Annotated in this window: 8 protein-coding genes and 9 pseudogenes; 7 read left to right on the top strand and 10 right to left on the bottom strand. The window is 57.3% G+C overall.

Translation table 11 applies throughout. The features are described 5' to 3' along the window. Positions 1–108: 108 nt before the first annotated feature. The 6 genes and pseudogenes from AC0L2X_RS31925 to AC0L2X_RS31900 all read right to left on the bottom strand — a co-directional run. A complete protein-coding gene (locus AC0L2X_RS31925; RefSeq protein ID WP_473601141.1) occupies positions 109–1,182 on the bottom strand; it encodes a class I SAM-dependent methyltransferase in 1,074 nt (357 codons plus the stop codon). 547 nt (positions 1,183–1,729) lie between these two features. Continuing rightward, positions 1,730–2,461, bottom strand: a complete 732-nt coding sequence (locus AC0L2X_RS31920; RefSeq protein ID WP_473601140.1) for a glutamine amidotransferase-related protein — start codon at positions 2,459–2,461, stop codon at positions 1,730–1,732. Between the two features lie 766 nt (positions 2,462–3,227). Then, positions 3,228–3,383, bottom strand: a pseudogene (locus AC0L2X_RS31915) (transposase domain-containing protein); the annotation flags it as partial. A 219-nt stretch (positions 3,384–3,602) separates the two neighbouring features. Continuing rightward, a complete protein-coding gene (locus AC0L2X_RS31910) occupies positions 3,603–3,704 on the bottom strand; it encodes a hypothetical protein (protein WP_473601139.1) in 102 nt (33 codons plus the stop codon). A gap of 14 nt (positions 3,705–3,718) precedes the next feature. Continuing rightward, positions 3,719–4,102: pseudogene (locus AC0L2X_RS31905) on the bottom strand (tyrosine-type recombinase/integrase); the annotation flags it as partial. A 299-nt stretch (positions 4,103–4,401) separates the two neighbouring features. Beyond that, positions 4,402–4,890: pseudogene (locus tag AC0L2X_RS31900) on the bottom strand (IS66 family transposase); the annotation flags it as partial. Positions 4,891–5,163: 273 nt separating this feature from the next. On the opposite strand from AC0L2X_RS31900, the gene AC0L2X_RS31895 reads away from it, so the two are divergent. From AC0L2X_RS31895 to AC0L2X_RS31885, 3 genes and pseudogenes are all read left to right on the top strand, one after another. Beyond that, positions 5,164–6,402, top strand: a complete 1,239-nt coding sequence (locus AC0L2X_RS31895; protein WP_473601138.1) for an ATP-grasp domain-containing protein — start codon at positions 5,164–5,166, stop codon at positions 6,400–6,402. Positions 6,403–6,527: 125 nt separating this feature from the next. Continuing rightward, a pseudogene (locus tag AC0L2X_RS31890) lies at positions 6,528–6,656 on the top strand (IS110 family transposase); the annotation flags it as partial. Positions 6,657–6,812: 156 nt separating this feature from the next. Next, positions 6,813–7,196 (top strand): annotated as a pseudogene (locus AC0L2X_RS31885) (IS3 family transposase); the annotation flags it as partial. On the opposite strand, the gene AC0L2X_RS31880 reads toward AC0L2X_RS31885, so the two are convergent. Together AC0L2X_RS31880 and AC0L2X_RS31875 are read right to left on the bottom strand one after the other, a co-directional pair. Beyond that, a complete protein-coding gene (locus tag AC0L2X_RS31880) occupies positions 7,192–7,338 on the bottom strand; it encodes a hypothetical protein (RefSeq protein WP_473601142.1) in 147 nt (48 codons plus the stop codon). The pseudogene AC0L2X_RS31885 and the gene AC0L2X_RS31880 sit on opposite strands and share 5 nt — an antisense overlap. Then, positions 7,314–7,457, bottom strand: a pseudogene (locus AC0L2X_RS31875) (hypothetical protein); the annotation flags it as partial. The gene AC0L2X_RS31880 and the pseudogene AC0L2X_RS31875, both read right to left, overlap by 25 nt. Positions 7,458–7,506: 49 nt before the next feature. On the opposite strand from AC0L2X_RS31875, the pseudogene AC0L2X_RS31870 reads away from it, so the two are divergent. The 4 genes and pseudogenes from AC0L2X_RS31870 to AC0L2X_RS31855 form a co-directional block, all read left to right on the top strand. Continuing rightward, positions 7,507–8,006: pseudogene (locus AC0L2X_RS31870) on the top strand (transposase); the annotation flags it as partial. Positions 8,007–8,294: 288 nt separating this feature from the next. Next, positions 8,295–9,224: a GHMP family kinase ATP-binding protein gene (locus AC0L2X_RS31865; protein ID WP_473601137.1), complete on the top strand. Its 930-nt coding sequence runs from the start codon at positions 8,295–8,297 to the stop codon at positions 9,222–9,224. Between the two features lie 24 nt (positions 9,225–9,248). Further along, the gene (locus tag AC0L2X_RS31860) at positions 9,249–10,316 is read left to right on the top strand and encodes a cysteine synthase family protein (RefSeq protein ID WP_473601136.1); all 1,068 of its coding nucleotides are present in this window, start codon (positions 9,249–9,251) and stop codon (positions 10,314–10,316) included. Next, positions 10,303–13,002, top strand: coding sequence for a lyase family protein (locus tag AC0L2X_RS31855; RefSeq protein WP_473601135.1), 2,700 nt, complete (start codon positions 10,303–10,305; stop codon positions 13,000–13,002). Before AC0L2X_RS31860 ends, AC0L2X_RS31855 begins: the two co-directional genes overlap by 14 nt. A 37-nt stretch (positions 13,003–13,039) precedes the next feature. Here the strand turns inward: AC0L2X_RS31855 and AC0L2X_RS31850 are convergent. Then, positions 13,040–13,182 (bottom strand): annotated as a pseudogene (locus AC0L2X_RS31850) (transposase); the annotation flags it as partial. A gap of 21 nt (positions 13,183–13,203) precedes the next feature. Then, positions 13,204–13,342 (bottom strand): annotated as a pseudogene (locus AC0L2X_RS31845) (IS630 family transposase); the annotation flags it as partial. Positions 13,343–13,822 lie beyond the last annotated feature (480 nt).

The following is a 13,822-nucleotide window of genomic DNA, read 5'->3' as shown; positions in this document are numbered from 1 at the left end:
CGATGCCACGCTCGGCCATCTGCCGGCGCAGCCGGGTCACGCGCGCGCGATATTCTTCTTGACTAAATGCAGGCATGTGCATTTCCCTTCACTACAGAGCCGCTGGTACTATTTGTATGCGACAACCACGAGTCTCGAGCTGTCTGAGGTCAACGTTCCACCTTCCTGCCCATAAGCCTCGACAGTCTCGAACCCCGCGCTTTTTAACATGCGAACAAAATCGGAAAACCCGTACTGTCTGAAAGAAAGGTTCGTTCGTCTAACGCTTCCATCGCGGGCGAAAATCCTTTCGATATTCAGGCGATCGCTTAGCACGTCGTTGCTGACTATATCGATCCTTAGATCGTCGTTACGCTGCACGACGTAGATAGGCGACTTGTAACGCAGGAAATCGAAGCGATTGGCATGATCGATCAGAAGGCGGCCGCCCTTTCGAAGTGAAGAAGCAGCTTCACGAAGAACTCTCTCATTGTCCTCGTCATCGAAATAGCCAAACGTGGTGTACCACAGAAAAGCCGCGTCAAATCGATCTCGCCAGGGAAGTGAGCGCATGTCACCCAGAACATACTCAACGTTTACTGCGCGTTCAGCCGCATCAGTTTCAGCCCTTTTTAGCAAGATCGACGAGATATCAAGTCCGGTTACCTGCGCTCCTTTTTCAGCCAACCGGTTGGTAATCCGCCCATACCCGCATCCAAGCTCAAGAACTGAGCTTCCTTGTTTAAGGGACAGAATATCCCAGACCACGCTTGTGTCTCGGTCATTTGTTTCCGGCGGATTGACCACATCACAAAAATGTAAGTAATCTTCACTGAAATAGTCTTCAAGTTGAGATGTAGAAACTGCTTCACAAATCTTATCGATCATGCGCTTTCCATCCATATTCATGCCTTCTTGGCCCAATTCTGCATGTCGTGAAGAATATTGAAAGAAAACATTTGTTAAGCTTTTCATACTGTTGTTAAACATTTTGGCAACAGGCATTAACGTGACACCATTTGAGATGGGTCGCGGGACGGTCTGGGGCATCTTACCAGCAATGCTCTCAAAGCTCGTCAACATCGAACTCGGGAATGTAACCCGGGATGGGCGACGCGTACCGGCCTGAAGCACATGAGTTGTTTCATCATTAGCCGCAGCGAAGCGCATGTCGCGGTGTTGGGCGTGCTCGTTTGCGGGCACGCGCTGAACTCAGCAGCAAAGCTCCTCTTTCGCAGGTAAAGTTCAAGCGCTTCGAGCTTGACCGACAAGCTTCGCTCCTGGGGTGCGGTATGGCGCCCCGGTCTCGACCCTCGGTCGCACAACAGGCTCAATAATCGCCCCGAGACAGCCACCTGTCGTTTAGAAAACGGGAAGGAACCAGGCCGCATCTCACCACGACTTCGTCCAAATCCCAAACATCACCGGTGCGCGCCTGCCGTCGCGAATTAGGCGAGTTCGCGAGGGTCGCAGTGCCGGTCGCATCACAACGATCAGGACACTCCCGAGATTTGTTCCGCCTCATTCTTCTGATCCCATCAAGGGAGGCCCAAGCGCCGGATAGAGAAGCACGAAACGGAAAGCTCACAGGCGCTTGACTTACCTGTCACATAGAGAACCCCGTCTCCTTTTTAGCCTAAAGAGTACGGGCGGGCCGCCCCTCACACCCCGGTCAAGCGTCTAGTCCACGCCCCGGGTTAACCCGGCCCCGCAGCTGAGAACGGCCGTTTGCTTACAGACCGCCGCTTCTTCAACCCGGTGACGATCGGCGCTTAATGAAACAGGCAGCGTCCACCGCCGGCTCGAAAAAGCGCTCCTGGAACCTCATGAACCAAACATGTTGCGCGGCGTCATGGAGGTTCATCAGCCTGTCTTGCTTGGCACGGTCCTGGGCGCCTTGTCTTACGTATTTTCCCGGATCTTGTTGCCATCGGCGAAACACGGACGGACTTGCCTCGGGATGGAATTGGAATCCGAAGGCCTTCTCACCGTAACGGAATGCTTGGTGCTCAAATAGCTCGCTTTTGGCCAAGAGGTCGGCGCCGGCCGGAATCTCGAATTGGTGATAGTGCGCCTCCGCGACGTGCAGCCGTTCCGGGAGATAGGCTTTCCCGAACTCGGTTGCGACGATTTCATAGTAGCCGAACTCGCCCGGATCGCCAGGAAGAGGTCCAACCTTCGCGCCCAGGACGGTAGCCATGACTTGGGCGCCGAGGCAGATCCCAAGTAGGGGAACGTTCTGCTTCAGGCATTGCTCGGCCCATTCTTTTTCGTCCCTGAGAAACGGGTGCTCGTGATCGTCGAAGACGTTAAATTTCCCGCCAAAGATCACACCTCCGACGACCGATGAATCCACATCGTCTAACCGCTCGCCCAAGAAGGGTCTAATCGTCTGGTGGTGGACGCCGTGCGCCCGGAAAAATTCAACGACCCGATCGTCCTCCGGTCCATCTTCATGCCGAACCAATACAACACGAGCCACTATAGTCCCCCCTCAAACGCTAAGAATTTAGCCGAAGCTGATCGTAATCTGCTTGGGCCAGCCAAAGGCCGCCCCCACAATGCGGATGGTTCGTGTGATGATGAAAGGACCAAATCGCAGTCACCATCAGGACAAGCACCGCGCCAACTAGGTCCCAGATGTGTCAGGTTCTATGTGAATTTGAGGGGGCAAAACCCCTACTATCGCCACTTAGTTTTTCGAACAGCCATATAGACCACTGCACTGCCAAAGTAAAGCATCCGTCGCCCTTCCTCCAGAATCAACTACAGAATCCGGAAAAATACAGGTTGCGGCCCCCTGCGCGATCCAGGTAAAAATGGTAGTTATCTTCGATCATAGCGCAACCAGTCGCCGGATCGAAACTGAGCTTCGCTTGCTTCACACTAGTGTAGCTTAGATTTCCTCTATGTCCGGCTGAGAGCGGCAAGGTAGCCGACCGATGGGTAGCGCGCTGCAGAAGATGCAAAGCATCCAGAAATTCAGGCAGGCTAGCGCAAAACGGGCGCGACACGGTTTTACGCGGGCCTTCAACGCTCGCGTGCGCTATGGCACGGTCTTGTTGGCTTGACGGTTCCTTCGATACCAAAAGGACAGCGCGCGAGCTACTGATTGCATTCTGGCGACTTGTCGCGACGGCTGCTCTGCCGCTCCCGTCCGAGAGGCCGTCCGAGAGGGAGCGGCTGAGCAGCGTATCGGCACTAGAGCGGCCCATCATCGAAACATTCGAAGGTGTCACCGAACGCCCTCAAGCAATGTTCTCAGGCCACAGCCTTGAGCTCGATCTTGCTGATGTAGGCCAACGCAACAGGTCGTCCGTCTGGCTGTTCGGATGGTCATTGACAATCCTGGTGAGGACATTGGCGAGATAGCCGAGCGGCTCGACACCATTGAGCTTGCATGTTTATGCCGACCGCCGACCTATGCCGAGCGCCTCTTCCGATCATGGCGGTATGAAGTGCTTTTCCCCGCCATTTCGACCAAGATCCGGTCGTTGACACTAGGCATAGTTCCCAATGCTCAAAGAGCGTTCAGGAACTCAAGAAGCCGGTCGTTGGGCCGAAATAGTTCGGCCTTTGCGCGTTCGTATGGCTTCAGCTTGGCAAGTGCGGATTCCTTCAGCTCAAGGTTGTACGTGAAGATAGGTCAGCGTCGTTTCCATCGCGTCATGGCCCAGCCATAGGGCGATGACCGAACAATCGACGCCTGCCTGCAGCAGCTCCATGGCGGCGCTGTGCCTCAAAACATGGGGCGACACCCGCTTCGAGCGGAGGGCGACCCAGTGTTTCGCGAGCCTTGGCGACATATTTGTTCAACTGCGCCGGCACGCCGTCGGCGCTCACTTGCCGCCGTGCATGTTCGGAAGAGAGCCGTCGCACCCCGCTTGCTAGGCTCGTTGAGCCAGCCCCGAAGGGCTTGCTGCGCAACCTTGGTGAGCGGCGTACTTCGCTCCTTGCGGCCCTTGCCAACGCATCGCACGTGGGCACCGTGCCCCAGCATCACCGAGTACCGGTCGAGATCGATGATCTCCGAGATTTGCAATCCTGTTTGCGCGGCCAGCGACAGCAGAGTGGGATCATGCCGTCGCAGCCATGTGCCGCGATCCGGACAGCCCAGGATCGCTTCAATCTCGGGCCTGATGAGAAACTGAAGCTGACGCTTGTCGCATCGCTTGCTTGGGATCACGCGCACGCGTTGAATCTGGGCGCTATGGGCCGGCTCCTCGAACGACGCATATCTGAAGACAGACCGAATGGCCGTGAGGCGGAGCTTCCGGGTCCTCACTGAGGCGGATCGCAGTGTCTCGAGGTCCTCCAATAATGCGCCGATGGAAGGCACGTCCAAAACCCGCAGTGTCAACTGCGACGGAGACCTGCCAAGGCGTGTCTGCGCGAATGCAAACAGGAGCCGGAAGGTGTCGGCACAAAGCCCCGACAGACATGCGACCAGCAGAAGGCGAGCGTGACGCCGCTTTCGTCGGCCAGCACGCGATAGCCGCCATAGCCGTCGACCTGCAGGATTTCCTGCGAGATGAGCGATCGGACGCTCGGCCTTTCGGTCTGGCGCATAGATATGGGCGACGCCCGGCGGGTCGCTCCCCTCCCATGGCAGGTCATCGCGCGCATAGGCCCTGAGCTGCTCGGTCTTGGTCTTGGCGCGGCCGGGATCGAGCACTGGAGCGGTCGTCTCGTCGGCTAAGAGTTTTGGTGAAGTCTTCAACTTGCAAGGAATCGCTCGTGTACCGGACGCAGGTGCCAACGCGGCGCGGCCGACCCAGTCGGCAAGCGTGGAGCGATCGAGATTGATGCCCTGCCGGGGGTAGATCTGCGGCTGACGATATAGAGGGGCAGATGATCGGCATATTTTAAGACCAGGACCTGGGCGGCCGTCGCTTCGGTCGGAAGGCCGCCTCGATCGGCCGGGCGGGCACCATGCGAACTAGGGATTAAATCCCAACTCTCACAGGCGGAGCAGTTCGTAGTCTCGATGCTCGACCATTAGTTTTGGAGTCCTCCTTGGGTCAATCAATCCGCCGCAACAGAAGCTTCAAATGAATTTACAGAACCTTTGCGATTGCAGGTCACTGGCTCTGTTACATTCACCCTAATCTGAGGCCCCGCACCGACAAGGCCGATGCTGATATTGCTGCGGCCTCGGTGCAGCACGCAATGGAGTCCACGCAGATGACAAGAAGGGCGCTTATTCTGGTTGAAGGTCATCCAAGGGGCAACGGTCTGCTATACGTCCAAGCGGCCCAGCGTCTTGGCCTTCATCCAATTACCATGTCGACTGATCCAGCTCAGTACGATTATCTAACGGCGGAAACAAGTGAGGCCATCCGCGTTGATACAGACAATCTCGATGCGCTGATCCGCGAGTGCTCCCTGGTGGGGATGACCTATGACATTGCCGGTATTACCGGTTTTTCGGGCGACGATGAGTCGGTTTATGCAACAGTTGGCAAGCTCTGCCGACATTTCGATCTACCGGGACCGAACCCCGACTCTATCGAACAATGCTACGATAAATTCACTCAACGTAAGCTCCTCGCGGAGGCCGGCGTTCCAATTCCCGCATATCGCTTGGCCGCGAATAGGACGGACGTACAAAGCTCTGCCGCAGAGATCGGGCTGCCAGTGATTGTTAAGCCAACCGTAGGCAGCGGCAGCATGGGTGTTCGACTGTGCCGCGATCTCGATGAGTTAGAAGAACAAACGACCTATCTGTTGAGCGGGCAGCACATATGGCGGTCCCCGCCGAGGATGCTGGTCGAAGAATTCGCACATGGCCCTTCTTATTGGGCCGATATAATGGGAGATAAGATCATTGGGATTGGCACCGTTGAGGGCGGCCCTCCTCCGCATTTCGTCAGCCGTGCTTGGACCATTCCGGCGCTGCTGAGTGATGATGAGCATGAGCGTATCGTGGATGTTTCGCAGAGCTGTTTGCGAGCTCTCGGGCTTGGCTGGGGGCCAACGGGCATCGAATTCCGGTGGACGAAGCGTGGCCCAGTCGTCATTGAAGTCAATCCGCGGCTACATGGTGCGCCGGTCCCCCAATTGCTTCAGCTTGCTTACGGTATTGACGTCGTCACGGAGCACATCAAGGCTGCTATTGGCGAAGAATGGAATTTGCACAAAAAGCAGTCGCAGATCGCGACCGCGCGGTTCCTAGTTGCTGATCGTGATGGCATCCTCGAGTGGACCGCCGATGACGCTCAGGAAGCTGCTGTACCAGGTGTGGCCGAGGTCAAATTTTATCTTCAACCCAAGGCGCAGATCATTAGGAAAGGCGATTACCGAGACAGCGTCGGACACGTCGTTGCCAGTTCACCCAGCCTTGCTTCCACTGAAGCGATCCTTAAACGTGCCGTCGATTTGCTCCATTGGTCGATTACGCCATTTCCGAGCGTTGGGGATTAGATTACGATCTGCTATGTCGCCGCGGGTTCCTTCTTCGGGGACTTTCGTACGCCTGCAGGGTTCCGTCGCATCACCAAGTGGGTGGCAGTCAGACGCGAACGGCTGGTTGGAGGCGGCAAACGTCATCCTGGGCAATGAAGATTGCCAGCCGACAGGGTGCCCGACGTGCGTCGGTCGCCCTGGCCAGACGAATGGCAGTCATCCTTCAACGCATGTGGATTGACGAACAGGATTTCCGTTGGTCGGCAGCTTAGGCTGAGCTGTCCATGGAATAGCGAGCGCTCGATGCAGGGCGCGCTCCGGACTAGTTTGCCGGCGCAGGGCGCGGCATATTGCGTCGGGACATTGCAACCTCCTCTGTTTGACTGCCGGACGATGCGGGAGAACGGGGCGGACCATCCCATTAATGGTCGCCCGATGCGAAGCGGAAGGCGGTGGCTATGCCTGTGAGGTGCACGAGGTGAGCCAGCGTCGGGCGTGACAGGCTCTGAACATCGACCGTTCGACGGTGCGCTACATCAGCATCCGTCCGGACGATAAATCGTTGCGGGAGGCGATGAAGGCCGTGGCGGCGGAGCGCCGGCGCTTCGGCTATCGCAGGATCCGCGTCACGCTAGATCGGCAGGGCATCGCGATGAACCAGAAGAAACTGCGGCGCCTCTACCGGGAGGACAAGCTGCAGGTGCGGCGGCGCGGGGGCGGCAAGCGGGCACTCGGCACGCGCAAGGCCCATGCTCGTGCCCGATCGTACCAACGCCCGCTGGACCTTCAACTTCGTCTCTGACATCTTCACGCTTCATGGGTAATCGACAGCTCCTGCACGTCGTCGATGCCGGCGCGCAACGCATCATCGTACATTGTGTCGCATTGATCCTGAGCATGTGCAGCATCACCTGGCCATCCTTTGGATCGGTTGTTTTCCCAGCCGTTGTACAACGGTTCTCGTGTTCGGCCAGTGCTAGCGATGACACCAGCCGCACCTCAAAACCCGATTCCGCCAGGCGCCATGCTATCGGCCGGTGATAGTTCCCGGTCGCCTCAAAAGCACAGACCACAGGGCGAGTGTACGCCTGCAGCACCTCGATCAGCGCTGATGCTGGATCGCGAGCGGGGGGACGGGCCAGTCCCACGGCTGGCGTGATCGACTGGCAGTAGGTCAAGGCTCCGCAAGCTGAAACAAGGGGTTACGAAGCCGGCAAGAAGATTGTCGGCCGGAAGCGCCACATTGCCGTCGATACGGGCGGGCGCTGTTGATGGTCAACCTGACGGCCGGCCGGCATTTCCGACAGTGCCGGGGCTCAGGCGATTCTGGACGGCATCCGCAAGCGCTGCCCTGGGTGAAACACCTGTTCGCCCACGCCCTACGATCGGCTCAAGCTCATGAACAAGCCGCATACCTCGATTTCGTGGTCAAGATCATCCGCCGATCCGACGACCAGAAGGGCCTCGAAGGCTTGCGCCGCCGCTGGGTCGTCGAGCGAACCTTCGGATGGGTGACGCGCTGGCGACGCCTCGTGCGTCTACGAGAAGCGCATCGACGTCTCTCACGCATGATCCTCGTCGCTATGGGCGGAAACCTCATCCGCAGAAGCGCCCATCCCTGATTTTCAAAACGGACTCTGATGCGCTCCATGCCACCGGCCGGTAATCAAACGGTGCAACAGATCTTACAAGTAATTTCACAGAATCTTTGCGATCCAAAATCGCTTGCAATGATACGTTGCCCCTCAAATACCGAGGCAGGCGCATAGCGCCCCTAGGTACTTAATGTACCTGGCGGGGGAAGTGATATGGCGATCGAAAATTCTACTATCGGCCCTCGAGGAAACGGGGCGAGCATTTCGACTAGAGAACTTCTCGAAGCGGCCGCCGATGAAGTTTGGAGGCCATACATGGCTCACCAATCGTTCGAAGATGCGGCCCCGATTATCTCCGAGGACGAGCAGCAGCCAAGGGTTCAGTGCAGCGCCGCTCTTTGTTGCGGCACATTCGGCGAGTTGCTGCAAGGCCAGTTGCCGGTCGGCTCCGCTCCAAGGGCCCCTCACTTCTTGGTCACGATGCCGATCGCGCTGTTTGCGCGAGCACACTTCATTCCGGTTGCAGGCACACTGTCTGTAACCGTTTATCCGCCACATAAACTCAAAGCAAAACGATTGGCCGAGAATCTTGTGACTGCGCTCGGCGCCTCGGGAGGAATCCTCTTTTTGCAATCCGATCTCCCCGAAGGCAAAGGGCTGGCGAGTTCGTCTGCTGATCTTGTTGCGACTGCGCGGTCAATCGCCTGCTGCTTCACGCGTAGAGTCCGGACATCATTGATCGAGAAGCTGATGGCGGAGATCGAGCCATCCGACGGGGTGATGTATCCAGGAGTGGTCGCATATCAGCAGCGAGCATGTAGCCTTCTCTCCTTCCTAGGGCAAATGCCGCCGCTTGCAATCGTCGGCATCGATGAAGGAGGGACGGTCGAAACCGTCGACTATGATCAACGGCGAGGTGAAATCTCCGCCAGTCACAGAGCAGAATATAACCAGCTACTCGACCGCGCACGAATAGCAATTCCGCAGGGTGACACGGCCACGATAGGCAGAATAGCTACGACCAGTGCGCTCATGCATCAGGATCGTACGCCAAAGGTGCATTTGAACTCGATGCTAGCAGCATCCGAGGCCACTGACGCTCTCGGAGTCATCGTCGCGCACAGCGGCACAATGACTGGAATCCTGCTTGACCGAATGGCGGCTGACTTCCCGCGGAAGCTCCGGTCCGTGCTCGCCCATGTAGCGCCGTTCGACGACTCGCCGAAAATATATTTGACCATGTGACTGGGTGCCAGTGAGGTAAGCAATATGGACGCAATTCGCAAACACCTGCCATTCTCCGGCTATTCTGATGCCTATGCTCTCCCCAGCATCATCAGGTGTGAGACGAATCTTTATCTTGCGCAGTTCGCTTTCATGAAGCTTCTCCCTGCAAAGTACATCATCGAGCAAGCGCTGGCTCGAGGAACTTTGTCACACGGCATGAAAGTTCTCGAGACCTCGAGCGGAACCTTCGCGCTCGGTTTGGCCGTAGTTTGCCGGGAACGTGGTTTCCAACTCGAAATCTTCACGGACCCAGTGATGGACAAAGGCCTTAGAAACAGGTTGAGCTCATTGGGAGCCGAAGTCTTTGTAATAACTGAAAAGGCAAAGCACGGCGGCTATCAAAGAAGCCGCCTCGACGCATTACATGCCAGGATGAGACAGTTGAGCCACTCCTGTTTCTGCCCCCGGCAATACGAAACACCGGACAACCCCGCAGCCTATAAGCTCTTCGCCGATCAGATATCGGGGATGCTGGACGCCGACGTAACTTTGGTCGGCTCTGTGGGGTCAGGCGGGTCTACTTGCGGAACAACAGAGCGCCTCCGCCAAAAATCCCCTAGCATGCGCCTGATTGGAGTGGACACTTTCAACAGCGTTATTTTTGGTCAACAGGATGGCGAACGGAAACTGCGGGGGCTGGGGAACAGTCTTGTCCCCAAGAATGTGAAGCATGAACTATATGACGAGGTGCATCTCATCTCGGCTCCGCTCGCATTTGCTGCAACGCGAACCCTCCACGAGCGCCACGCCGTTTTCGCCGGTCCGACCTCCGGAGCGAGCTACATCGTTGGGCGTTGGCGCGCTCGGCAATATCCAGGAGAAACCGTAGTCGTCATATGCCCCGATGAAGGCCACCGCTACGTTGAAGCCGTTTACGATCGCGAGTGGCTCAAGCAGAACGGATGTCTACTTGAAGGTGTTCTGCTAGACGAGCCGGCCACCGAAAACCACCCTTCGACCGCTCTCCCGCCATGGAATCGATATCTCTGGAAGCGGAAGTGCCGGGAAACTATCCTGAGCCTTTGGAGGAAGTTTGATGAACAGAGGTAGCTTCCTTTTCGTGGAAAGCAACACGACTGGCACCGGCGAACTATTGATGAAGCGGGCCCGATTCCTAGGCTTTGAGACCTACCTTGTTACGCGCAATCCTGCGCGCTATCCGTTTCTTAAGGACTCGGTCGCCCAAGTGATCGAAGCTGAAACGCGCCGACCGGACGAACTCGTCGGGGTCGCTGGCAAGTTAAGAAGCCTGGCAGGCATATATTCGTCGTCGGATTATTTTGTGGAAGCAGCGTCAAGTGCCGCGATGGAGATGGGGCTACCAGCAGCGAATTCGGAGGCTATAGCCACCTGCCGGAACAAATGGAAGCAAGCGGCCGAGTTACAGCGACAATCTATCACGATCCCTGAAACACGGCTGGCCACTTCCGTCAGAGACGTCGAGAATATTCTCGCCCAAATTACTCTGCCGGTGGTCGTCAAGCCGGTGTCCGGCAGCGGCAGTAGCGGCGTGCGGTTGTGCGATAGTGCATCGGCCGTGATCGAGGCGTTTGAGAGTGCAAAGGGCGTATTGTTGCATCAAGTGGATCTGGCCAGTCCCGACATCCTGATCCAGCAATATGTGGAGGGTAAGGAATACTCCGCAGAGATCATCGCCTACGAGGGAACGCTGCACTGTCTTGGAATTCTTGCCAAGCACAAAGGTCCGCCTCCCTGCTTCGTGGAGGTGGGGCACGACTTCCCGGCCCCTCTCCCGGAGTGGTCCCTCAAGGAACTGGCTTCTTTTGCCGCCGGCGCGGTATCGTCTCTCGGCTTGGAGTTCGGCCCGGCTCATGTAGAATTCGTGGTATCGGAGTCAGGCCCCGTCATCATCGAGGTCAATCCCAGGCTGGCTGGAGGAATGATTCCTGTGATGCTCTCGCACGCCTTAGGCACGTCAATCCTTGACATGGTGATTAGACTTTACGCGGGAGAAGGGTTCACGCCCCCACGAGCGAGCGCTAGAGCGGGAGCCATCCGTTTCCGACTTGCTCACACGTCCGGGGAGATCAAACGCCTGGGCTTTTCTCGAAATCCGGACCCGACAGTGCCCCAGGCGGGGCTCCTGAAATCTGAGGGGGCGGAAGTTCAAATAAATGGCGACTTTAGAGACCGCGTAGCCTACGCCATAGGGCTCGCTGATGACCTCAACGCCGCCGCTGCGGCAGCGCAACGGATGATCGATTCCATCGTAATCGAAATCGAGACAGCTACTGACGAAACGGCCATCACCCAAGTCGCTGGGCCAAGCGAGGGCGGGTGGAACCTACATCCCGAAGCGATGAAGTTGCTCGCTCCGCCTATCGAAATCTCCCGTGATGGTCGTCTTCTGCAGTACCAGGCGGCCATAGACGAAGCACATTTGCTGATGCTTGCGGATCAAGGCTTAATCAGCCAAGCAGCCGCTGCCGATCTCCTCAAGCACATCTTGGACCTCCAGGACGAGGGCTTTCAGTCTTTAGAGGGCCGCAAAGCTCCGCGTGGCCTCTACCTTGCCTATGAGGCCGAACTTGCCGCCAGAGCTGGCACAGAAAAGGCCGGCTGGCTGCACCTTGCGAGGTCCCGCAACGACTTGAACGCGACCATTTCTCTCCTGGCTTTCCGGGATGCCGCGTGTTCCATTTCCCAACAGATTGGAATTGCACAAGATGCCCTGCTTCAGCGAGCGGAAGGAGCATCGAGACTAGTGGCTCCGTTGTACAGTCAGTACCAGATCGCACTCCCTGGGTCGCCAGGGCATTACTTGCTTGGCGTCTTCTTCGCTCTGGGGCGCGAGCGCCAGCGCCTCCATTGCCTGCTGGAAGACGTCAGGAATTGCCCGATGGGGGCCGGGGCGGGCGGAGGCACCAGTATGCCAATAGATCCTTTGAAAACCGCGACTCTTCTGGGATTCGAACTGCCGTCGTTCAACTCACTTGATGCGGTCGCAAGCCGTGACTATCACCTGCAGGGGCTTTCAGTCTTCGCTGGCGTATCAATTTTGCTCAGTCGTGTGGCCCAGGACCTGCAGGTTTGGACGACGCGGGAATTCGCGCTCGTCGACCTTCCTAACAGTCTTGCCGGCGGCTCTTCCATGCTCCCCCAAAAGAAGAACCCCTTTCTGCTTGAACACATTAAGGGATCGGCAAGCACCGTGATGGGCGCGTATATTTCTGCGGCAACAGCTACCTGCAAATCGCCGTTCAGCAACTCGATCGAGACAAGCAACTACGGCTGCTCTCCTATGAAACTTGCGGAAGATGCCCTTAAGCGGGCCATCACCCTCACATCCATAATTGTGAGGTTTATGTCGTTCAACGAGAGGTCGATGCGTGAAAATCTGGAAGACGGGTCATCAATGACGGCCGTCGCCGCCGAACGGATGGCGTCGCGAGGCATCCCTTTCAGGAAGTCCCACACGATAATTGGCCAGATCGCCAACCGTCTGTCTCAGGATAGCTCCGTTGCAGCGCGCCGAAGCGAGTTGGCCAGCCACCTCGCTGGCGTATTACCGGAAAGTCTCGAAGAGTGCAGGGATGCTCTGCAGTTCGGGGGAGGACCTGGAAAACGGTCAACCGACGACCAACTTTCCGTGGCAAAAACGCTCCTTCGGGACATGCAGCTGAAATGCGCTGATATATCGAAACGCTGGGCAGACGCTGGGATGCACCGCAAACGGAGGGTAAAAGAACTCGTTGACAGGCACGGAGCTGGCTGAATGATTGTATAGATTGGGTGCAATGGTGCTGGCGCGTCGATTTGTCGATCGGATTGAGGTCGGGAGAATAAGGGCGGCAGGTTCCAAAGACTGGCGCCAGCGGCCTGATCATCTGCCTGATCTGATGGCTGCCGACTTATGGCTGCCGCACGACGACGATATCGCCGGGCTTCAGCACGGCAACGCGTTGCGGCTCGACATTCGAAACGCGCCGATGAAAGTCAGCGTGCGCCAGTGACCGTGCGGGGCCAGGCCACGCAACCGCTTGCCCCTTCGGCACCTAACCGCGCAGCGGAGCCACATTGGTCTTGATCCAGGTTTCGTCGATGAAACCGAGACGAGTTGCGCCGGCTGAAGGCGAAGGAATCTACCAATCAAGCGCTGTTCACCACAACGAATTCGCGCGAGAGCCCGGCGCCGCGTTTGCGGTTAGCTCGGCAGAGGGTCTTACCCGAGACAAATGGCTTAAGCGGCTGTTTGGCCAATCCTTTCATTTGTATGCCGATCGTCTGAGTGGTGCCCAACGTCGGGTCTTCCACGTCAATGTCACCATTGCCGTGGCGGTGTCTCGCGCGATCAGCATAAGAGCGCGCTTCCGAGCGCAAGCCTAGCGGCCGCTCGGCAAAGGCCTTCAGGCTCTCGTTCGCTCTTCGATGCACCCAGCGCCTCCATCGTAAGCGCTAAGCCGACCCCATCTGGCGCGGCTTGAGGTGATGAGCGAGAGATAGTGACACTGAAGAAGCCGAGGAGCTTACAGTGTCAATTTCTATGTCTGCGCCTATGCCTGATGATAGAAGTTTCCATGTCCTTGAGGCGGTCC

It is taken from the genome of Mesorhizobium sp. WSM4828 (genome assembly GCF_055811175.1).
Note: the sequence above shows the minus strand (reverse complement) of the source record. Positions and strands in the feature narration are given on the sequence as shown.

Excerpts from the sequence above, each read along its gene's own strand:
- AC0L2X_RS31910 (WP_473601139.1), bottom strand. The coding sequence starts at position 3,704 with ATGGAGCTGCTGCAGGCAGGCGTCGATTGTTCGGTCATCGCCCTATGG.
- AC0L2X_RS31895 (WP_473601138.1), top strand. The coding sequence starts at position 5,164 with ATGACAAGAAGGGCGCTTATTCTGGTTGAAGGTCATCCAAGGGGCAAC.
- AC0L2X_RS31865 (WP_473601137.1), top strand. The coding sequence starts at position 8,295 with ATGGCTCACCAATCGTTCGAAGATGCGGCCCCGATTATCTCCGAGGAC.
- AC0L2X_RS31860 (WP_473601136.1), top strand. The coding sequence starts at position 9,249 with ATGGACGCAATTCGCAAACACCTGCCATTCTCCGGCTATTCTGATGCC.
- AC0L2X_RS31855 (WP_473601135.1), top strand. The coding sequence starts at position 10,303 with ATGAACAGAGGTAGCTTCCTTTTCGTGGAAAGCAACACGACTGGCACC.